The organism is Streptomyces broussonetiae, from assembly GCF_009796285.1.
Lineage (GTDB): Bacteria > Actinomycetota > Actinomycetes > Streptomycetales > Streptomycetaceae > Streptomyces > Streptomyces broussonetiae.
Genome location: NZ_CP047020.1, coordinates 6,762,132 through 6,782,646, shown reverse-complemented (window position 1 = coordinate 6,782,646; position 20,515 = coordinate 6,762,132). Strand labels below are relative to the sequence as shown.

Genomic DNA, 20,515 nt, shown 5'->3' with positions numbered 1-20,515 from the left:
ATGCAAATCGAGGCGCCCCGCTTGGGTCAAGCTCCGACGAGGCGTCAGACCTCCACGACCACAGGGAGGATCATTGGCCTGCGGCGATAGGTGTCCGAGACCCACTTGCCCAGGGTGCGCCGAATGAGTTGCTGGAGCTGGTGAGGCTCCACGACACCGTCCTGGGCGGACTTCTCCAGCACCTCGGTGATCTTCGGGAGGACGTCGGTGAAGGCCGAGTCCTCGATGCCCGAGCCGCGGGCCTGGACGTGCGGACCGCCCGTGATCTTGCCGGTGGAGGCGTCCACGACCACGAAGACCGAGATGATGCCCTCGTCGCCGAGGATCTTGCGGTCCTTGAGGGCCGGCTCGCCGACATCGCCGACCGAGAGACCGTCGACGTAGACGTAACCCGCCTGGACCTTGCCGGAGATCTTGGCCTTGCCCTCGACCAGGTCGACCACCACGCCGTCCTCGGCGATGACGATGCGGTCGTGCGGGACACCCGTCAGAGCACCCAGCTCCGCGTTCGCCCGCAGGTGACGCCATTCCCCGTGCACCGGCATCAGGTTCTTCGGGCGGCAGATGTTGTAGAAGTACAGCAGCTCGCCGGCCGAGGCGTGGCCGGAGACGTGCACCTTGGCGTTGCCCTTGTGGACGACGTTGGCGCCCCAGCGGGTCAGGCCGTTGATCACCCGGTAGACCGCGTTCTCGTTGCCGGGGATGAGGGAGGACGCCAGGATCACCGTGTCGCCCTCGACGATCCGGATCTGGTGGTCGCGGTTGGCCATCCTCGACAGGGCCGCCATCGGCTCGCCCTGGGAGCCCGTACAGACCAGAACCACCTTGTCGTCGGGAAGGTCGTCCAGCGTCTTGACGTCGACCACCAGGCCCGGCGGGACCTTCAGGTAGCCGAGGTCGCGGGCGATGCCCATGTTGCGAACCATGGAGCGGCCGACGAAGGCGACCCGGCGGCCGTACTCGTGGGCAGCGTCCAGAATCTGCTGGATGCGGTGGACATGGCTGGCGAAGCTCGCCACGATGATCCGCTTGCGGGCGCCGGCGAAGACCTGCCGCAGGACGTTGGAGATGTCGCGCTCGTGCGGGGTGAAGCCCGGGACCTCGGCGTTCGTGGAGTCGGTGAGCAGGAGGTCGATGCCCTCCTCGCTCAGCCGCGCGAAGGCGTGCAGGTCGGTGAGGCGGTTGTCCAGCGGGAGCTGGTCCATCTTGAAGTCGCCGGTGTGCACCACCATCCCGGCGGGGGTGCGGATGGCGACCGCCAGGGCGTCCGGGATGGAGTGGTTGACGGCGATGAACTCGCAGTCGAAGGGGCCGATGCGCTCGCGGTTCCCTTCCGCCACCTCAAGGGTGTACGGACGGATCCGGTGCTCCTGGAGCTTGGCCTCGATCAGGGCGAGGGTCAGCTTGGAGCCGATCAGCGGGATGTCCGGCTTCTCGCGGAGCAGGAACGGGACACCACCGATGTGGTCCTCGTGACCGTGGGTGAGGACGATGCCCTCGATGTCGTCGAGACGGTCCCGGATGGACGAGAAGTCCGGCAGGATCAGGTCGATTCCGGGCTGCTCCTCCTCGGGGAAAAGCACTCCGCAGTCGACGATCAGCAAGCGGCCGTCGTACTCGAAGACCGTCATGTTCCGGCCGATCTCGCCGAGACCGCCGAGCGGGGTGACCCGCAGGCCGCCCTCGGTGAGCGGCGGAGGCGGGCCGAGTTCAGGATGCGGATGGCTCAAAAGACTCTCCTCACCACGCACGCCACGTACCCGGTGAGGCACGTGGCGCGCATGACGTTCGTGCATAAGCAGTTGTCGTTGTGGATGTGCGGGCACCGGTGGCCCGCTATGCGGTTGTCTCTTCAGTTGTGAAGTCTGTGGAGCCCCGGGGAGCTGGGTGGTGCCAAGTCTGTTGTCAGAGCTGTACCCCGCCGGCAGCAAGATCGATCTTGAGCTGGGCGATCTCCTCGGGCGAGCACTCGACCATGGGCGGGCGCAGCGGTCCGGCGGGCAGGCCCTGGAGGGCGAGCGCGGCCTTGGTGGTCATGACGCCCTGGGTGCGGAACATGCCGGTGTAGACCGGGAGCAGCTTCTGATGGATCTCCGTGGCCTTGACGACGTCGCCCGAGGTGTACGCGTCGACGAGGGCGCGCAGGTCGGGGGTGACGAGGTGGCCGACGACGGAGACGAATCCGACCGCGCCCACGGAGAGCAGCGGGAGGTTCAGCATGTCGTCGCCGGAGTACCAGGCGAGACCGGACTGGGCGATGGCCCAGCCGGCGCGGCCGAGGTCGCCCTTGGCGTCCTTGTTGGCGACGATCCGGGGGTGCTCGGCGAGCCGGACGAGCGTCTCGGTGTTGATCGGGACGCCGCTGCGGCCGGGGATGTCGTAGAGCATGACCGGCAGGCCGGTGGCGTCCGCGACGGCCGTGAAGTGGCGGTACAGGCCTTCCTGCGGGGGCTTGTTGTAGTACGGCGTGACCACCAGGAGGCCGTGGGCGCCGACGCGCTCCGCCTCGCGGGCCAGCTCGAGGCTGTGGTGGGTGTCGTTGGTGCCGACTCCGGCCACGACGTGGGCGCGGTCGCCGACCGCCTCCAGTACGGCTCGTACCAGGTCCACTTTCTCCGCGTCGGTGGTGGTGGGGGACTCGCCGGTGGTGCCGTTGACGATCAGGCCGTCGTTGCCTGCGTCCACCAGATGCGCGGCGAGTCGCTGCGCGCCGTCGAGGTCGAGTGCGCCGTCCGCCGTGAAGGGCGTGACCATGGCGGTAAGGACCCGCCCGAAGGGGGTCTGCGGAGTCGAGGTCGGAGCCATGGGTAACACGCTACTCGGTGCTCCGTGCGTGGTCTGCCCTCGGGGGGCGGGGAAAGTCAGGACAAATAAGGAGCCCGGCACTGCCTGCTCGGGGGTTCAAGCAGTGCCGGGTCCGTTTGATCAGGCTAGATGAACTTCTCTAAATGCCGCAATACGGACACTTCGCCAGGCTGATCCGTACATCCGTTCCGGGTTGGGGGAACAGGGCTTCGCACACCTTGCTTCGGGGCCACCCGCTTGTCAGGGGGCCACCCGTCCATTGGCGTTGAAGGCGTCGTACGTCAGCGGCATGAGCTTGGCCCACTCCGCCTCCATCTTCTCGCCGACCATCTCGATCTCCCGCTGCGGGAAGGACGGCACCTTGGCCAGCTCGTGCTGGGTGCGCAGGCCGAGGAAGTGCATCAGGGAGCGCGCGTTGCAGGTGGCGTACATCGAGGAGAAGAGGCCGACGGGCAGGACCGAGCGGGCGACCTCGCGGGCGACGCCCTCGGCCAGGAGCTTCTGGTAGGCCGCGTAGGCCTGCTCGTAGGACTCGGTGAGGGTGTCGCTCACCGTCTCGTACTGGGCCGGGGTGCCCTCGACGAAGACGTACTTGCCGGGGCGGCCCTGCTGGACGAGCTTGCGGTCGGTGCCGGGGACGTAGAAGACGGGCTGCAGCTCCCGGTAACGGCCGGACTCCTCGTTGTACGACCAGCCGACGCGGTGCCGCATGAACTCGCGGAACACGAAGATCGGGGCGCTGATGAAGAAGGTCATCGAGTTGTGCTCGAACGGGCTGCCGTGCCGGTCGCGCATCAGGTAGTTGATCAGGCCCTTGGAGCGCTCGGGGTCCTTCTTCAGCTCGTCCAGGGACTGCTCGCCGAGCGTGGAGACGCGGGCGGCGAAGAGGACGTCGGCATCCGACGCGCTGGACTTCACCAGCTCGACGGTGATGTCACTGCGCAGAGTGAGCGACTCGGGGGTGGTCACGGGGGTCCTTCCCATCACTTCTTCAGGTTCGCGCCCACTGTACGGGGCACCTGTGACAGTCCCGCACAGTGACCTTGTCGAGGATTTTTTCGGACATGGGCACCTTTTGTGTCACTAGAGCGTCTGTATCGGTGAGACCCGAAAATTCGTTCTCATGAGGAGAGGTACCTGCCATGTTCCGTCGGCGCGAGCCCGTGCCCTTCGCCTTCCTGGCCGAGGCGGACAGGTTCCGCAGCAATGTCGCGCCCCCGCCGCGCCAGCGGTCGTCGATCGGGCAGATAGCCGGGCGCTGGCTGCTGGGGCTCACGATCGTCGCCGGGCTCGCCGGCTCGCTGGTCCTCGGCACGCCGGCGCTGTCCACTCCGTCCGGTAAGCCGGTGGAGCAGCCGCAGGCCTCCCAGGGGCGCTGACCCTTCCGGCCCTCCCCGGGTGGTGAGCGCCAAGACAGGCGGATAGCCTCACCGGGCACAGCCCACGCAAGGATTGAGTGAGGACCAGCCGTGCCCCTGCCCTTCCTGACGGCCGACCGCACCTTCGAGGCAGCGTTCGACACCGCGCTGCCGTACGACGACCGTGAGCGCTGGCGGCGGCCCTACCGTCCCGGGCCCTGGCGGGTGGGCGTGGCCGCGCTGATGCTCCTGCTCGCCTCCTTCGTGCTGTTCGCCGCGGTCGCCACCGCGCTGACCGGCTCGGTGCCCTCGGCAGCAGTGGTCCTCGGCGCGGCGCTCGTGATCATCGCGGCGGCGCTGCGGATGCTGCGCATGGGCGTGTGGGTGAGCGGGCGCGGGCTGCGTCGCACCGGCTTCTTCGCGACGCGTACGACGCCGTGGGCGCGGGTGGTCTCGGTGCGGACGCTGCAGCAGCCGGTGCGCTGGCTGGGGCTGCCCCGGACGGTGCAGGGCCAGGCGCTGGCCCTCGTGCGCGAGGACCGGCGGGCCGAGGACACACCGCCGCTGCTGACCTCGCACACGCTGGACTTCCTGCGCCGCCCGGCCGCCTTCGACCGGGCCGCGGACGCCGTGGAGGCGTGGGCCGCGGAGTACGGCAGCGGGCGCGACTGACCGCCGTCGGCACGCCGAAGGGGCCGGTCCCGCTGGGCTGCGGGACCGGCCCCTTCGCTGTGCCTGGCGTTCGTGCGGTTCGGTGCCGTTCGGCTCAGCTCCGGACCGGTCTGCCCTCGTGCAGGGCGATGGCCCGCTGCATCGCCTTGCGGGCACGCGGGGTGTCGCGGGCGTCGTGGTAGGCGACGGCGAGCCGGAACCAGCAGCGCCAGTCGTCGGGGGAAGCCTCGGTCTCGGCCTTGCGCTTGGCGAAGACCTCGTCGGCGGAGTCGCGGTCGATGCGGCCGCTCGGGGTGCGCCGCAGTTCGTCCACGGGCAGTGCGCCCTCGGCGTCGAGCTGTGCGGCGAGCTGGTTGGCCCTGCGGACGAACTGGGTGTTCTTCCACAGGAACCACAGGCCGATGACCGGCAGGATCAGCACCGCCACTCCGAAGGTGACGGTGAGGAGCGTGCCGGACTGGATGAGCATGATGCCGCGGCTGCCGACCAGGACGAAATAGAAGACCAGGACGGCGGCCGTGACGAGGTAAGTGATCTTCGCGCGCATCGCAGGGACTTGTCTCAGCTCAGGTCGAGGAAGTGTTCCAGGCCGAAGGTCAGGCCCGGAGTGGTCACCACGCGGCGGGCGCCGAGCAGGATGCCCGGCATGAAGCTGCTGTGGTGCAGGGAGTCGTGACGGATGGTGAGGGTCTCGCCCTCGCCGCCGAGGAGCACCTCCTGGTGGGCCAGCAGGCCGCGCAGGCGGACGGCGTGCACCGGGATCCCGTCGACGCTGGCGCCCCGCGCGCCGTCCAGGGCCGTCTCGGTGGCGTCCGGCGCCGGGGCCGTACCGGCGGCGCGGCGGGCCTCGGCGATGAGCTGGGCGGTACGGGTGGCCGTACCGCTCGGGGCGTCGACCTTCTTCGGGTGGTGCAGCTCGACGACCTCGACCGACTCGAAGTACGGCGCGGCGATCTGCGCGAACTTCATGGTCAGGACGGCGCCGATGGAGAAGTTCGGCGCGATGAGCACACCGGTCCGCGGGGAGGCGGCGAGCCAGCCCGTCAGCTGCGCGAGGCGCTCCTCGGTCCAGCCCGTCGTACCGACGACCGCGTGGATGCCGTGGCGCACGCAGTAGTCGAGGTTCTCCATGACGGAGTCGGGGGTGGTCAGCTCCACGGCGACCTGGGCGCCGGTCTCCGCCAGGGTCTCCAGCTTGTCGCCCCGGCCGAGGGCGGCGACCAGCTCCATGTCCTCGGCGGCCTCGACCGCCTTGACCGCCTCGGAGCCGATCCGGCCCTTGGCACCGAGGACCGCCACGCGCAGCTTGCTCATCTCTTGTCTTGCTTCCTTGTCGAAGTGACCGGGAGTGTTCAGGCGACGGCGTCGTGCAGCCGTGCGGCCTGCTTGTCCTTGAGCGGGCCGATGACCGACAGCGACGGGCGCTGTCCCAGGATGTCGCGGGCGACCGAGCGGACCTCGTCCGGGGTGACCGCCGCTATCCGGTCCAGCATGTCGTCGACGGACATCTGCTCGCCCCAGCACAGCTCGCTCTTGCCGATACGGTTCATCAGCGCACCGGTGTCCTCGAGGCCGAGGACGGTGGAACCGCGGAGCTGGCCGACGGCGCGGGCGATCTCGTCGTCGGTGAGGCCGTTGGCGGCGACGTGGTCGAGTTCGTCGCGGCAGATCCTCAGCACGTCGTGCACCTGGCTCGGCCGGCAGCCGGCGTAGACACCGAAGAGGCCGCAGTCGGCGAAGCCCGAGGTGTACGAGTACACGCTGTAGGCGAGGCCGCGCTTCTCCCTGACCTCCTGGAACAGGCGGGAGGACATGCCGCCGCCGAGGGCGGTGTTGAGCACGCCCATGGCCCAGCGGCGGTCGTCGGTGCGGGCGAGGCCCGGCATGCCGAGGACGACATGCGCCTGCTCGGTCTTGCGGCCGAGCAGCTCGACCTTGCCGGAGGTGCGGATCCTGCGGCTGCCGTCGCGCGGCGCGATCGGCTGTGCGTCGGCGTTCTTGAAGGCGCCCGCCTTCTCGAAGGCCGCGCGGACCTGTCGTACGACCTTGTTGTGGTCGATGTTGCCGGCGCAGGCGACCACGAGGTGGGTCGGGTCGTAGTGCTTCTTGTAGAAGCGGCGGATGCGGTCGGCGGACAGGGCGTTGACCGTGTCGACCGTGCCGAGGACCGGGCGGCCGAGGGCGTTGTCACCGAACATGGTGTGCGCGAACAGGTCGTGCACGCAGTCGCCCGGATCGTCCTCGGTCATCGCGATCTCTTCGAGGATCGCGCCGCGCTCGACGTCGACGTCCTCCTCGAGGATGAGCGAGCCGGTCAGCATGTCGCAGACGACGTCGATGGCGAGCGGCAGGTCGGTGTCGAGCACGCGCGCGTAGTAGCACGTGTACTCCTTCGCCGTGAACGCGTTCATCTCGCCGCCGACGGCGTCGAGGGCGGCGGAGATGTCGAGCGCGCTGCGCTGCCCGGTGCCCTTGAAGAGCAGGTGCTCCAGGTAGTGCGTGGCGCCGTTCAGGGCCGGGGTCTCGTCGCGGGAGCCGACGTGCGCCCAGATACCGAAGGTCGCGGAGCGGACCGAGGGCAGGGTCTCGGTGACGATGCGCAGGCCGCCCGGGAGGGTGGTCTTGCGGACCGTGCCGATGCCGTTCTGGCCCTTGATGAGGGTTTGGGTACGGGCGACGGCCCGCGCCTCCGAAGAGGGGCGGGCCGTCACCTTGGAGCTACGGGACGTCACTGCTCGGCGTCGTCCTTCTCCGACTCGTTGCCTTCCTCGCCCTCGATCACCGGAACGAGGGAGAGCTTGCCGCGGGAGTCGATCTCGGCGATCTCGACCTGGACCTTCTGGCCCACACCGAGGACGTCCTCGACGTTCTCCACGCGCTTGCCGCCGGCCAGCTTGCGGATCTGCGAGATGTGCAGCAGACCGTCCTTGCCGGGCAGCAGGGAGACGAACGCACCGAAGGTGGTCGTCTTGACGACCGTGCCCAGGTAGCGCTCGCCGACCTCGGGCATCGTCGGGTTGGCGATGCCGTTGATCGTGGCGCGGGCGGCCTCCGCCGAGGGACCGTCGGCGGCACCGATGTAGATCGTGCCGTCGTCCTCGATGGTGATCTCGGCGCCCGTGTCCTCCTGGATCTGGTTGATCATCTTGCCCTTGGGGCCGATGACCTCGCCGATCTTGTCGACCGGGATCTTGACGGTGATGATCCGCGGCGCGTGCGGGCTCATCTCGTCGGGCCGGTCGATGGCCTCCATCATCACGTCGAGGATGTGCAGGCGGGCGTCGCGGGCCTGCTTGAGGGCCGCGGCCAGGACGGAGGCCGGGATGCCGTCCAGCTTGGTGTCGAGCTGGAGGGCGGTCACGAAGTCCTTCGTGCCGGCGACCTTGAAGTCCATGTCACCGAAGGCGTCCTCGGCACCGAGGATGTCGGTGAGGGTGACGTAGTGCGTCTCGCCGTCGATCTCCTGGGAGATCAGACCCATGGCGATACCGGCGACCGGGGCCTTGAGCGGCACACCGGCGTTCAGCAGCGACATGGTGGAGGCGCAGACCGAGCCCATGGACGTCGAACCGTTGGAGCCGAGGGCCTCGGACACCTGACGGATCGCGTACGGGAACTCCTCGCGCGCCGGCAGCACCGGCACGAGCGCGCGCTCGGCGAGGGCGCCGTGACCGATCTCGCGGCGCTTGGGGGAGCCGACGCGGCCGGTCTCACCGGTGGAGTACGGCGGGAAGTTGTAGTTGTGCATGTAGCGCTTGCGGGTCACCGGCGAAAGGGTGTCCAGCTGCTGCTCCATGCGGAGCATGTTGAGGGTGGTGACGCCCAGGATCTGGGTCTCGCCACGCTCGAACAGCGCGGAGCCGTGCACCCGCGGGATGGCCTCGACCTCGGCGGCGAGGGTACGGATGTCCGTCACCCCACGGCCGTCGATGCGCTTCTTCTCCTTGATCACGCGCTCGCGGACCAGCTGCTTGGTGAGCGAGCGGTACGCGGCGGAGATCTCCTTCTCGCGCCCCTCGAACTCCGGCAGGAGCTTCTCGGCGGCCAGACCCTTGACGCGGTCCAGCTCGGCCTCGCGCTCCTGCTTGCCGGCGATGGTGAGCGCCTGGGCCAGCTCGGGGCGGACGGCGGCCGTCAGCGCCTCGAACACGTCGTCCTGGTAGTCCAGGAAGATCGGGAACTCGCCGGTCGGCTTCGCGGCCTTGGCGGCGAGGTCGGCCTGGGCGCGGCACAGCACCTTGATGAAGGGCTTCGCGGCGTCCAGACCCGCGGCGACGACCTCCTCGGTCGGCGCCTCGGCGCCGCCCTCGACGAGCTTGATGGTGCCCTCGGTGGCCTCGGCCTCGACCATCATGATCGCGACGTCGCCGTCCTCCAGGACACGGCCGGCGACGACCATGTCGAAGACGGCGTCCTCCAGCTCGGTGTGGGTCGGGAAGGCGACCCACTGACCGCGGATCAGCGCGACGCGGACGCCGCCGATCGGGCCGGAGAAGGGCAGGCCGGCCAGCTGCGTGGACGCGGACGCGGCGTTGATCGCCACGACGTCGTACAGGTGGTCGGGGTTGAGCGCCATGATCGTGGCGACGACCTGGATCTCGTTGCGCAGGCCCTTCTTGAAGGACGGGCGCAGCGGGCGGTCGATGAGGCGGCAGGTGAGGATGGCGTCCTCGGAGGGACGGCCCTCACGGCGGAAGAAGCTGCCGGGGATCTTGCCGGCGGCGTACATCCGCTCCTCGACGTCCACCGTCAGCGGGAAGAAGTCGAGCTGGTCCTTGGGGTTCTTGGAGGCGGTGGTGGCCGACAGCACCATGGTGTCGTCGTCCAGGTACGCCACGGCAGAGCCGGCGGCCTGCTTGGCCAGGCGGCCCGTCTCGAAGCGGATGGTGCGGGTGCCGAAGGCGCCGTTGTCGATGACGGCCTCGGCGTAGTGGGTCTCGTTCTCCACTAGCGTTTTCTCCGTTACGTATCGTCTTTCGTCCCTTGGCTGCCCGTGTGGCAGGGGGACGGTGGCGGAGAAGCGCGCCGTCTGGTGCGGGCCGGTCTTCGATCGAAGCACCCGGGGCTCACTTCCCCCGGGGGCCACTACCGAGGACCGGCGGCGGCGAGGTGCGCTTCTCCTCGTTCTTTCGTCGTGCGTTCCGTGTCGTGCGTAGAGCGTTGTGCTACCACACTACAAAGCGTGTGTGACACTCCGCACGTTTCCCCGCGTACGGCAAAGGGAGCGGTCCCCGAGTCCTTCGGGAACCGCTCCCTTCACGGCGTCTTACTTCGCGCCCGCCGCACCACGGCGGATGCCGAGGCGGTCGACCAGCGCACGGAAGCGCTGGATGTCCTTCTTCGCCAGGTACTGGAGAAGGCGACGGCGCTGACCGACGAGGATCAGCAGGCCACGACGGGAGTGGTGGTCGTGCTTGTGGGTCTTGAGGTGCTCGGTCAGGTCGGAGATCCGACGGGAGAGCAGAGCGACCTGGACCTCGGGGGAGCCGGTGTCACCCTCCTTGGTACCGAACTCGCCGATGATCTGCTTCTTCGTAGCGGCGTCGAGCGACACGCGTACTCCTCATAGTCTGTTGAATGCCACCGAGTGCCCCCGGTCTACGTCTCGGGGAAGCTTCCGTTACTCGGGAGGCGGGGATCCGCTGGGCGCGGCCACCAGAGCGCAACGGCTCCGAAGGCGCGTACACAAACGGCCGTCAGCCAGGGTACCAGGAGGTGGCGGGCACCTTTCCCCCGGTCCGCGAACCGCCGAGGCGGGACGCCGGGGGCCACTAGGGTGAGCGCCGGGAGACAGACCGTACGCCGGGAAGGGGTCGCTGCACGATGGCGGAGACGGAAGCGGAGATCAAGGCGCGCAAGGAGCGGGAGCGGGACGAGCTGTACGCGCTCGACATCTCGGGCATCGAGTGGCACTGCGCTCCGGGCACCGAGGAGCACGAGGAGCGGGTCGAGATCGCCTACCTGCCCGAGGGGGCGGTGGCGATGCGTTCCTCCCTCGATCCCGGCACCGTGCTGCGCTACACCGAGGCGGAGTGGCGGGCGTTCGTGCTGGGGGCGCGGGACGGGGAGTTCGACCTGGAGCCGGCTGAGGGGGACGGGGGGCTGGGGGCTCGGTGAGCCGGCCGTGAGCGGAACGCGGGAAAGGGCGGCACGCACGCGTGCCGCCCTTTTTCGTGTGCCTGCACCCGGCCGGACCTTCCGTGGTGCCGGTCTCTAGCTGGTCATCGCGCGCGCCCGGGCGTACACGTCGAACACGGCCAGGGCCAGCGGGATCAGCGTGAGCAGGACGAAGCTCTCGGCGATCTCCAGGAAGCGTCCCCAGAAGGGGGTGAGACCGCGCCTCGGGGTGATCAGACCGATCGCGGTGACCAGGGCGGTTGCCGCACCGACCGCCGCGGCGAGCCAGATGCTGCGGATGTCCAGGGAGGTGGTGTCGCCCTGGAGGGCGTCGATCAGATATCCCTTGGGCGGGTTCAGGGCGAGCCCGAGCCCGAGGAAGACGATCGCTGCCAGGCCCGCGGCGAGGGCGGCGCCGACCTGCGCCGTGTAGCGGAACAGGTGCGCCCGCATCAGCATCGCCATGCCGGTCGCGAGGGCGAGGAGCTGGGCCCAGATGTTGCTGGAGAAGCCGAGAACGATCGACGCGCCCACGGCGACGAGGGCACAGCCCCCGACGAGACCGACGAGCAGTTCGTGACCGCGCCGGGCCTGGGCGGCGACGCGCTCGATGTCCACCGGCTCCTGCGGCGCGGGCTCACCGCTGTCGTAGCCGCCACGGGACGGGTTCGGTGGTTCGAATCCGATGGGCAGCCGTGCGAAGCGCATCGACAGGCCGGGCAGGAAGGCCAGCGCCACGACGGACAACGGAGCGCAGACGGCGGCCGTCTCGATGGGCTTCAGGTCGGTGAGAGTCGCGATGAAGGTGGTGACCAGGCCGATGGTCGAAGCGAAGAGAAACGCCACGAAGGGTCCGTCACCGCCCGGCGACACCAGGGTGAGCGCGAGAGCCGCGACGAGGACCGCCGTGCAGGCGAGCAGGAATTGGAGCCGCCCGACGCCCTCGCCCGAGGAGAGCGGCAGCAGCCCCGAACCGGCTACGGCGACGTTCGGCAGGGCGCCGAGTCCCAGCGCGACCGCGGAACCCCGGTCGTCGTACACACGCGCGCGTACGCAGGCAATGGTGACCAGCAGGATGCCGGTGACACCCGCGACGATGCCCTGGAGGCTGTGCATGTCGTGGCGGACCTGGGAGCTCCACGCCACGAACGCGAGCAGCGCGGGCAGGATGCCGCCCGCGACTAGGCCGGCGGCCCGGGTGAGGTCGCCGCTCCACAGGGTGCGGTCGCGGGTGACCGCGGAGGCCACCGCCTCCGAGACGTCATCGAGGACGGCCGGCGGCAGCGACTCGGAGAACGGGCGCAGGGTGAGCAGCTCGCCGTCGAGGATGCGCTGGGCCGTGAAGGACCGGGCGCCGTCGAGGACGGTGCCGTCGCGCCGTACAAGGTGGTAGCCGACTGGCGCGCCCTCTGCGGGACTCTGCTGGGACAGGCGCAGGATCTCCGGATACAGATCGGCGACCGGGACGTCGTCGGGCAGCGCCACGTCGATACGGCTGTCGGGCGCCACGATGGTGACCCGGCAGAAACCGAATCCCATGCCTGCCCCGGAAGGGGCTCCGCCCGAGCCACCGGTCGCGCCGGCAGGCGCGGAGGCCGTCATGCTCACCTGCTGTTCCCCCTCGTCGGTGGTGGGGCGGCCTGCGGTGCCGCCGCGCACACTTCCGTCCGTAAAGATCCTGTGTAGGTTGCGCGCCGCCACACGCTCCACCGGCCGACCGAGCGGTCGCAGCCGGGGTTCACGGGGAGGCGCTACTTTCGAACCGCCGCGGAATGCCCGGGTTTTCCCGGAACGATTCGCAACTGCTCACGCGTCTCACCGGCACCCTACCGCCCACCGTTGTCCGTGGTTGTCAGTAGGATCGCGCTTCGCGATCGACGTTCGCCTGACACGGGGCGGCGGACGAAACATCTCGGTCCGGCAAGGGAATTGGTGCGTAGTGAGCCACATCGTCGTCAAGCGCCCACCGCGGGCACTGCCGAAGGAAGTGCCCACGGACGAGGTCGTACTGCAAGCACCGCCGGAACTGCCGCGTGGCCAGCAGGAAGGCGCTTGGATGCAGCTCCTGCCCATGCTGGGCATGGGCGGATCCGTGGTGTTCTTCTTCAACCCGCAGGCCCAGCCCTTCATGAAGATCATGGGCATGGTGATGGTGGCGTCGACGATCGCCATGGGCATCTCGATGCTCGTCCGCTACCGCCGTGGCAACCAGGGCCAGATGGCCGACATGCGCCGTGACTACCTCCGCTACCTGTCGCAGACCCGGCGCGGCGCCGTGGACGCCGCAAAGGCCCAGCGTGACGCCCAGTTCTATCTGAACCCTTCGCCGGAGCAACTATGGGCCCTGGTCGCCGAGGGAAGCCGGGTGTGGGAGCGGCGTTCCGGCGACGAGGACTTCGGGCAGGTGCGCGTGGGCCTCGGCCCGCAGGCCCTGGCCACTCCCCTGGTCCCGCCGCAGACCGCCCCGGTCGACGAGCTGGAGCCGCTGACCGCGGGCGCCATGCAGCGCTTCCTCGCCACGCACGGCACCATCGACGCCCTGCCGATGGCGGTCTCGCTGCGGGCCTTTTACCACGTGACGATCAGCGGCGAGCCGGGCACCGTGCGCGGCACCGCCCGGGCCGTCGCCGGTTCCCTCGCTTCCCTGCACTCCCCCGAAGACCTGGTCATCGCCATCGTCACCGGACGCGGGTCGGTACCCGAGTGGGAGTGGGCGAAGTGGCTCCCGCACGTGCAGGCCCCGGGTCTCGCCGACGGCGCCGGCAGCGTCCGTCTGATCACCACGGACCCGGTGGAGCTGGAGGACCGGCTCGCCTCCCGGCTCGAGGGCCGCCCGCGCTTCCACCCCGCGGGGGCACCGGTTCCCGAGCAGCCGCATCTGGTGGTCGTGCTCGACGGCATCTCCCTGCCGCCCACGTCACTGCTGGCCAACCCCGAGGGCCTGCAGGGCGTGACCGTGCTGGAGGTCGTGCCCGGCGACCTGACCATGGGCCGCGGCGACCTGTCCGTCGTCGTACGGCCGAAGGAACTGCGCCTGGAGTCGGCACACGGCATGGTGTACGAGGGAACGCCCGACGTCCTGTCGTACGAGGCCGCGGAAGCGCTCGCGCGTCAGCTCGCGCCGCTGCGTATGGCGTCGGGCGGGGACGACGACGAACCGCTGCTCGCCAATCTGGAGTTCACGGATCTGCTCAACCTGGGCGACGCAGCCTCGGTCGACCCCAAGCGGACATGGCGGCCGCGCTCGCAGTCGGAACGACTGCGCGTGCCGATCGGTCTCGGCGAGGACGGCCGACCGGTGATGCTCGACCTCAAGGAGGCGGCCCAGGAGGGCATGGGCCCGCACGGCCTGTGCGTCGGCGCGACCGGTTCCGGCAAGTCGGAGCTGCTGCGCACGCTGGTGCTCGGCCTCGCTGTGACCCACTCCTCGGAGACCCTGAACTTCGTCCTCGCCGACTTCAAGGGCGGCGCCACCTTCGCGGGCATGGCCCAACTGCCGCACGTGGCCGCTGTGATCACCAACCTCGCGGACGACCTGACTCTGGTCGACCGCATGGGCGACTCGATCCGCGGTGAACTCAACCGCCGCCAGGAGATGCTGCGCGACGCGGGCAACTACGCCAACATCCACGACTACGAGAAGGCGCGTGCGGCGGGCGCCCCGCTCCAGCCGATCCCGTCCCTCGTCCTGGTGATCGACGAGTTCAGCGAACTGCTGACCGCGAAACCGGACTTCATCGAGATGTTCGTGCAGATCGGCCGTATCGGCCGTTCGCTGGGCGTGCACCTGCTGCTGGCCTCGCAGCGTCTGGAGGAGGGCCGCCTGCGCGGCCTGGAGACGTATCTGTCGTACCGCATCGGTCTGCGTACGTTCTCCGCGGCCGAATCCCGGGCCGCCCTCGGTGTCCCGGACGCCTACGAACTCCCCAACGTCCCCGGGTCCGGCTTCCTGAAGTTCGGCACGGACGAGATGGTCCGCTTCAAGGCGGCGTACGTCTCCGGGGTGTACCGCTCCGGTTCACAGGCGGCCGCCGCGCTCGGCGGCCGCCTGCCCGTCGACCGTCGGCCGGTCCTGTTCACGGCGGCCGAGGTGCCGGTGCAGTACGTGCCGGTCCCGCAGCAACGCCAGGCGGTGGCCGAGGAACGGCAGGACGACGCGCTCGCCGACACCGTGCTCGATGTGGTCGTGCGGCGCCTGGAGGCCCAGGGCCCGGCCGCTCACCAGGTGTGGCTGCCCCCGCTGGACAGCCCGCCGTCGCTCGACGCGTTGCTGCCGGGGCTCGCGCCGGTACCCGGCCGAGGCATGACACAGCCCGGCTACGAGGGAGCGGGCCGGCTCGTCATCCCGGCCGGCCTCATCGACAAGCCGTACGAGCAGCGCCGCGACCCACTGTGGATCGACTTCGGCGGCGCGGCCGGCCACATGCAGATCATCGGCGGCCCGCAGTCCGGCAAGTCGACGCTGCTGCGTTCGATCATCGCCTCGTTCGCGCTCACGCACACTCCGTCGGAAGTGCAGTTCTACGGCCTGGACTTCGGTGGCGGCGGTATGTCCGCGGTGGCCGGCCTGCCGCACGTCGGTGGGGTCGCCTCACGTCTGGACCCCGAGAAGGTCAGGCGCACGGCGGCCGAGGTGTACGGCGTGATGACCCGCCGCGAGGAGTACTTCCGCGCCACGGGTATCTCCTCCATCGCCGAGTTCCGCTCGCGTCGCGCGCGCGGCGACATCTCGGTGACCGACCAGCCCTGGGGTGACGTCTTCCTGGTCATCGACGGCTGGGGCAACTTCAAGACGGACTACGAGGCCCTGGAGCCGATGGTCCTGGACATCGCCGCGCGCGGTCTGGGCTACGGCATCCACCTCGTCCTGACCGCGTCGCGCTCGATGGAGGTCCGGGCGAACCTCAAGGACCACCTGATGAACCGCCTCGAACTGCGGCTGGGTGATCCCATGGACTCGGAGGTCGACCGCAAGGTCGCGGCCAACGTGCCCACCGGGGTGCCGGGCCGCGGTCAGACCCCGCAGAAGCAGCACTTCATGGCGGCGGTTCCGCGTATCGACGGCCTGTCCTCCGACACCGATCTCGCCGAGGCGACGACCGCCCTCGCGGCCGAGGTCACCCGCCACTGGCAGGAGCCCGGCGCGCCCCAGGTGCGCCTGCTGCCCCGCGAGTTCGCCGCGGCCCAGCTTCCGCCGGGCGACCGGTTCCCGAACCGCGGCGTCTCCTTCGCCCTGGACGAGGACAACCTCGAGCCGGTGTTCGTGGACTTCGAGCAGGACCCGTTCTTCCTGGTCTTCGGCGAGAGCGAGTCCGGCAAGTCGAACCTGCTGAAGTTGCTGATCAAGCGTCTCACCGAGCGGTACGACGGTCACGCCTGCAAGCTCTTCGTCGTCGACAACCGCCGCTCGCTGCTCGGGGTGACCCCGGACTCGCACCTGGCCGAGTACATCCCCATGTCGAACCAGATGCAGCACCACATGGACGCGCTGGCCGACCTGATGCAGCGCCGCACGCCCACGGCCGACGTGACCCCGGAGCAGTTGCGCAACCGCAGTTGGTGGCGGGGCCCGACGGTGTACGTCGTCATCGACGACTACGACCTGGTGTCCACTTCGAGCGGCAACCCGCTGGCGGGCCTGACGGACATGCTCCCGTTCGCCCGCGACGTCGGCGTCCGCTTCATCATCGCCCGGTCCACGGCCGGCGCCGGCCGCGCCGGTTACGAGTCCTTCATGCAGCGCATCAAGGAACTCGGCGCCCAAGGCGTGGTCCTCGCGGGCGACCCGGCCGAGGGCGACCTGCTGGGCGGCGTCCGCCCGCGGCCGATGCCGGCGGGACGGGGCACCTTCGTGTCACGGAAGAGGGGGAAGCCGATGGTGCAGATCGGACTCGTAGAGTCCTGACTCCCCAAAGCCGTTCCCCGTTCCCGTAACGGCTCCTCCCCCACCAGGATGCCGCGGACCATGCCGGTCCGCGGCATCCTGCCGTTGTGTGCAGGGGGGAGGTGGAGGCCTTGTGCGCAATCGGGATTGCTGCTGTGCTCATGCACCCGTGCTGCTATTTTTACCTGCGCTAGAGGATCATTAGGAACACCAGACATTCCGCTTGGAAGTGCTAGACCATCCACATGGAAGGCGATGACCGAGCGGACATTGCACGGGGGTGATCACCATGGCGTGGGACGAATGGGAGCAGCTCAAGGCGGACGCGCAGTCACGTCCGCAGGGCGGGACGCATATGCAGCTCAACCACCTGCCGGACGGTCCCGGAGGAGGCTCACCCACGCTGCCCAGCCGCACCGGTGACCTCAAGGTCAGCCAGCACGACCTGGCGAAGATCGGCAGTGCGGCCCACACCCTCTACAACCACCTGTGGGACAAAGCCCGACTGTCCAACACCAATGTGGACTCGGCCGCCGACGACCTGACAACGCAGGGCTTCGCTCTCGGCCCGGGGCTCCAGCACGTGTCAAACCAATGGGACACGCAACTCAACTCACTCATGGACGCGTGCGCTCAGATCTCCAACCACATGCAGGCCACCAAGAAGATCCACGCGGGTGACGACGCGTACATCCAGCGGCAGATGAGCAGCATCGACACCCTCGACGCCGGCTTCGACGAGCGTGTCGGAAAACCGGGAGACCACAACCCGGTCTACGCCTCACCGGGCTCGAAGAAGAACTGATCACCACGCACAACGGGGACGCCCACTCATGGATCTCGACGCTCTGCGCTTCGCCAATTTCAAGCTGCTCGACGACGCCGTCGAGGACTGGGGACATATCGTCCGGAACCTGAAAGACCTGGTGGAGGACGCCGAAAAGGGCCTGCACCAAGCCGCGAACAAGGCCAACTGGGCAGGCATGAACAGTCAGGTGACCAAGGAGTTCATCGGCAAGACGGCCGGGGAGTTCCAGGACGCCCACACCCAGGCCGAGACGATCCACAACATCCTGAGCGACACCGCCGGAGAGCTGAAGGGCTACCAGAAGCAGCTCAACGGGGCGATCGAACGTGGGTTGAAGAAGAACCTGACGGTGATGGACACGGGCAAGGGCACCTTCACCGTGACCATGAACGTCCACCCCGATCGTGCCGCGTCCGGCTACACGCCGCCGGAACACGACGAGCACGACGTCACCTCCCTGCGCGAGGAGGTCGAGAAGATCCTCAGCAAGGCCACCGAGAGCGACAACTCGGCGAAGACGGTCCTCACCGCCCTCGTCGACCAGACCGACTACGGCTTCACCGACGCGAGCTACAAGGACCGCGACGCGGCGTACGACGCCGTCAAGGCGGCGGACAAGCTGGCCTCCCTCGCCAAGAAGGACCCGGAGGATCTGACACCTGAGGAGTTCGACCAGCTCAGCGCCGGGCTGAAGGAGCACGCAGGCGACCCGCTGTTCGCGGAGCGTTTCGCGACCGATCTCGGTCCCGACAAGACTCTCGAGTTCTGGGCCGGCATCAATGATCCGCACAAGGCAGCCGAGTTGGGGCATGAGCGGGTCGACAAGTACGGCGAACTCCAGCGCAGCCTGAGCCTGACACTCGCGACCGCTTCGCAGAGCGACTCGGTCGGCATGGCCGAGTGGAAGGGCCGGATGATCGCCCTCGGCGACCAGCCGATCGGCGGGCAGATGGGCCCTATGGGCTTCCAGGTCATGAGCAACCTCATGCGGGCGGGCGACTACGACGACCAGTTCCTCAAGAGTTACGGCACCGCTCTGATGTCCACCGAGCGCAAGCTCAGCGGCAACGGCGAGCACGCCAACCTCGCCTGGCAGCACATGGGCGTGGACCCGTGGCTCAACCGCATGGGCGACGACAGCGGCGACGACCCGTTGACCGGATACCTGAAGGCGCTGTCCAGCAGCCCGGACGCGGCCACGGACTTCTTCAACGAGGAGTACCTGCCCAAGGACGGAGACCACAAGGAGGCCGTCTCCAACTTCAAGTACCTCTTCGAGGACCGGGAGTGGCCAAAGGAGACCGACCTCAAAGGCGACGACATCCACCCAGGGCAGAACAACCTGGCCATGGCCCTCGAGGCAGCCGCGACCGGGCACCCCGCGGGAGAGCTGCCGACGACGGACACCCCGGCACACAACGATCAGCAGGCCAAGCTCATGGCGAGCGTCGTCGCGTCCATCAGCGACGACCCCGACCGCCTGACCAAGAACGGCTACATGTCCGACAGCATCGGCCAGATGGCGTCGGAGTACCTTCCGGACATCAACCGGGCGACGACCGATGTGAAGCCGGACGAGAACTCCAAGGACTGGCAGCAGATCGAGAGGCTCTTCCCCATCAGCGGTTCCTCGGCGCACATGAATCACGCCGACGTGTCCCGCTTCCTGATCGCCGTCGGGCAGAACCCTGAGGGCTACTCCGCCGTGGAGGTCGGCCAGAAGAACTACATGGCGAACCTCATGGATTACCACATGAATCCGGACCTGCCCGCGGACCAGCGCTACGGGCAGGACATGGAGAACACCGTCAAGGAAATCTCCCGGCGCTCCGCGGAAGTCGGAGGCTGCCTGTCCATCGGCCGTCAGGAGGCCGTACTGGGTCCTGCAAAGGAAGCGGACGAGGACTACAACCACGCTGTCTCGCAGTGGCAGAACGTGGCAAACGGCGTCATCGGCACCGGCATCGGAGTGGGGACCAGCTTCATCGCGTCCCCTGCCGGGGGAGCCGTGGTCGGCGGTATCGCCGGCACCGTCAGCGGCGTCGTTCTTGGTGAGCTGTTCAACGGCGTCGAGGGCAGCAACCTGGAGGACAAGGGCCTCACCTCCGCGCAGCTCTGGGAGGACAGCCGTGACCGCAACATCGCTTTGGCGCAGAAGGCCGCCACCGAGGCGGCCAGGGCGCACCGCTCACCCTATGCCGACCAGGTGGGCGAATGGGCGCGTTACGGCACCCAGGACGGCTTCAACGACGCTTCCACGGACGGGCGACGCATGGCCGACGACCTCCAGACGGAAATCTCCTAGCGAGGAATCGAAACCAATGTCGCACATCCGCCTCGGCTCCCCCTTGGTCCACATCTCCGGCTTTATTGCCGTCAGTCTGGCCCTGGCAAGTTGTTCTTCGGGAACTTCGGAGGACAAGCGGGATTACTCCGTTCCGTCTTCGCTGTGCGGAACGGCCATGTCCACGTCAGCCCTCAAGCCGCTCCTGCCCGCGGGGAAGAAGATCTCGTCCCGGCAGAGCGGCTCTACCGGCTACGTCCGGTGCCAGGTCTCGGTGGACGGTCAGGTCGTCCTCTCAAGCATCATCGAACGCTGGAAACCGAAGACCACACTCACCGATGTCGCCTTCGGCACCTACGGCCTAACCTCTGACAACGTCAAGAAAAAGAAGGAGAACTACATCGTTGCCGACACCACGGCAGTTGGGCACGTGACATGCAGGGCCAAGCGGAAGGACGGCGCGGAAGTGTTTACGGTGATCAGAAAGGAGCACGGCTCAGTCGACGTGGCGGCGATGGAAGAAGCCATCACCAAGTTCACCGATGCAGTGTCCACATCAAAACAGTGCACCGAATCCAACGCCTGAG

16 protein-coding genes are annotated in these 20,515 nt (G+C 68.6%); 7 read left to right on the top strand and 9 right to left on the bottom strand.

The features are described from left to right. Positions 1 to 44: 44 nt before the first annotated feature. The 3 genes from GQF42_RS31350 to thyX all read right to left on the bottom strand — a co-directional run bounded on the left by GQF42_RS31350 (position 45) and on the right by thyX (position 3,789). Positions 45 to 1,730: a ribonuclease J gene (locus GQF42_RS31350; RefSeq protein WP_158925468.1), complete on the bottom strand. Its 1,686-nt coding sequence runs from the start codon at positions 1,728 to 1,730 to the stop codon at positions 45 to 47. Positions 1,731 to 1,905: 175 nt separating this feature from the next. Beyond that, positions 1,906 to 2,805 carry a 4-hydroxy-tetrahydrodipicolinate synthase gene (dapA, locus tag GQF42_RS31345; RefSeq protein ID WP_158925466.1) on the bottom strand — a complete coding sequence of 300 codons (900 nt, stop codon included), beginning with the start codon at positions 2,803 to 2,805 and terminating at the stop codon, positions 1,906 to 1,908. Positions 2,806 to 3,045: 240 nt separating this feature from the next. Continuing rightward, positions 3,046 to 3,789 (bottom strand): FAD-dependent thymidylate synthase, encoded by a 744-nt coding sequence (thyX, locus tag GQF42_RS31340; protein ID WP_158925464.1) that lies wholly within the window; start codon positions 3,787 to 3,789, stop codon positions 3,046 to 3,048. 158 nt (positions 3,790 to 3,947) lie between these two features. Between thyX and GQF42_RS31335 the strand changes: the two genes are divergently transcribed. Both GQF42_RS31335 and GQF42_RS31330 read left to right on the top strand, forming a co-directional pair. Then, positions 3,948 to 4,184: a hypothetical protein gene (locus GQF42_RS31335; RefSeq protein ID WP_158925462.1), complete on the top strand. Its 237-nt coding sequence runs from the start codon at positions 3,948 to 3,950 to the stop codon at positions 4,182 to 4,184. Positions 4,185 to 4,274: 90 nt separating this feature from the next. After that, positions 4,275 to 4,835: a hypothetical protein gene (locus GQF42_RS31330; protein WP_158925460.1), complete on the top strand. Its 561-nt coding sequence runs from the start codon at positions 4,275 to 4,277 to the stop codon at positions 4,833 to 4,835. 94 nt (positions 4,836 to 4,929) lie between these two features. Here the strand turns inward: GQF42_RS31330 and GQF42_RS31325 are convergent, their stop codons facing one another. From GQF42_RS31325 to rpsO, 5 genes are all read right to left on the bottom strand, one after another. After that, the gene (locus GQF42_RS31325; protein WP_158925458.1) at positions 4,930 to 5,382 is read right to left on the bottom strand and encodes a tetratricopeptide repeat protein; all 453 of its coding nucleotides are present in this window, start codon (positions 5,380 to 5,382) and stop codon (positions 4,930 to 4,932) included. 14 nt (positions 5,383 to 5,396) lie between these two features. Then, positions 5,397 to 6,149, bottom strand: coding sequence for a 4-hydroxy-tetrahydrodipicolinate reductase (dapB, locus tag GQF42_RS31320; protein ID WP_158925456.1), 753 nt, complete (start codon positions 6,147 to 6,149; stop codon positions 5,397 to 5,399). 38 nt (positions 6,150 to 6,187) lie between these two features. Next, positions 6,188 to 7,567 (bottom strand): M16 family metallopeptidase, encoded by a 1,380-nt coding sequence (locus GQF42_RS31315; protein ID WP_158925454.1) that lies wholly within the window; start codon positions 7,565 to 7,567, stop codon positions 6,188 to 6,190. Continuing rightward, positions 7,564 to 9,783, bottom strand: a complete 2,220-nt coding sequence (locus GQF42_RS31310; RefSeq protein WP_158925452.1) for a polyribonucleotide nucleotidyltransferase — start codon at positions 9,781 to 9,783, stop codon at positions 7,564 to 7,566. Before GQF42_RS31310 ends, GQF42_RS31315 begins: the two co-directional genes overlap by 4 nt. Before the next feature lie 318 nt (positions 9,784 to 10,101). Beyond that, a complete protein-coding gene (gene rpsO / locus GQF42_RS31305; RefSeq protein WP_030177470.1) occupies positions 10,102 to 10,389 on the bottom strand; it encodes a 30S ribosomal protein S15 in 288 nt (95 codons plus the stop codon). A gap of 269 nt (positions 10,390 to 10,658) precedes the next feature. Between rpsO and GQF42_RS31300 the strand changes: the two genes are divergently transcribed. Further along, entirely contained in the window at positions 10,659 to 10,952 is a 294-nt protein-coding gene (locus tag GQF42_RS31300; protein WP_158925450.1) for a DUF397 domain-containing protein, read from the top strand. Between the two features lie 96 nt (positions 10,953 to 11,048). On the opposite strand, the gene eccD is transcribed toward GQF42_RS31300, so the two are convergent. After that, positions 11,049 to 12,554 carry a type VII secretion integral membrane protein EccD gene (gene eccD, locus GQF42_RS31295; protein ID WP_158930793.1) on the bottom strand — a complete coding sequence of 502 codons (1,506 nt, stop codon included), beginning with the start codon at positions 12,552 to 12,554 and terminating at the stop codon, positions 11,049 to 11,051. A 337-nt stretch (positions 12,555 to 12,891) separates the two neighbouring features. On the opposite strand from eccD, the gene eccCa reads away from it, so the two are divergent. The 4 genes from eccCa to GQF42_RS31275 all read left to right on the top strand — a co-directional run bounded on the left by eccCa (position 12,892) and on the right by GQF42_RS31275 (position 20,514). Further along, entirely contained in the window at positions 12,892 to 16,857 is a 3,966-nt protein-coding gene (gene eccCa, locus GQF42_RS31290; protein WP_158925448.1) for a type VII secretion protein EccCa, read from the top strand. Between the two features lie 268 nt (positions 16,858 to 17,125). Beyond that, on the top strand, positions 17,126 to 17,641 hold the full coding sequence (locus GQF42_RS31285; RefSeq protein WP_158925446.1) for a hypothetical protein: 516 nt from the start codon (positions 17,126 to 17,128) through the stop codon (positions 17,639 to 17,641). Between the two features lie 28 nt (positions 17,642 to 17,669). Then, a complete protein-coding gene (locus GQF42_RS31280) occupies positions 17,670 to 19,949 on the top strand; it encodes a hypothetical protein (RefSeq protein ID WP_158925444.1) in 2,280 nt (759 codons plus the stop codon). Positions 19,950 to 19,965: 16 nt separating this feature from the next. Then, a complete protein-coding gene (locus GQF42_RS31275; protein WP_158925442.1) occupies positions 19,966 to 20,514 on the top strand; it encodes a hypothetical protein in 549 nt (182 codons plus the stop codon). The last annotated feature ends 1 nt before the right edge of the window (position 20,515 follow it).

What these genes read in the sequence shown, in the direction of transcription:
- GQF42_RS31335 (WP_158925462.1), top strand. Translation starts at nt 3,948, where the DNA reads ATGTTCCGTCGGCGCGAGCCCGTGCCCTTCGCCTTCCTGGCCGAGGCG.
- GQF42_RS31280 (WP_158925444.1), top strand. Translation starts at nt 17,670, where the DNA reads ATGGATCTCGACGCTCTGCGCTTCGCCAATTTCAAGCTGCTCGACGAC.
- eccD (WP_158930793.1), bottom strand. Translation starts at nt 12,554, where the DNA reads ATGACGGCCTCCGCGCCTGCCGGCGCGACCGGTGGCTCGGGCGGAGCC.
- GQF42_RS31325 (WP_158925458.1), bottom strand. Translation starts at nt 5,382, where the DNA reads ATGCGCGCGAAGATCACTTACCTCGTCACGGCCGCCGTCCTGGTCTTC.
- GQF42_RS31285 (WP_158925446.1), top strand. Translation starts at nt 17,126, where the DNA reads ATGGCGTGGGACGAATGGGAGCAGCTCAAGGCGGACGCGCAGTCACGT.
- GQF42_RS31275 (WP_158925442.1), top strand. Translation starts at nt 19,966, where the DNA reads ATGTCGCACATCCGCCTCGGCTCCCCCTTGGTCCACATCTCCGGCTTT.
- dapB (WP_158925456.1), bottom strand. Translation starts at nt 6,149, where the DNA reads ATGAGCAAGCTGCGCGTGGCGGTCCTCGGTGCCAAGGGCCGGATCGGC.
- dapA (WP_158925466.1), bottom strand. Translation starts at nt 2,805, where the DNA reads ATGGCTCCGACCTCGACTCCGCAGACCCCCTTCGGGCGGGTCCTTACC.
- thyX (WP_158925464.1), bottom strand. Translation starts at nt 3,789, where the DNA reads ATGGGAAGGACCCCCGTGACCACCCCCGAGTCGCTCACTCTGCGCAGT.
- GQF42_RS31300 (WP_158925450.1), top strand. Translation starts at nt 10,659, where the DNA reads ATGGCGGAGACGGAAGCGGAGATCAAGGCGCGCAAGGAGCGGGAGCGG.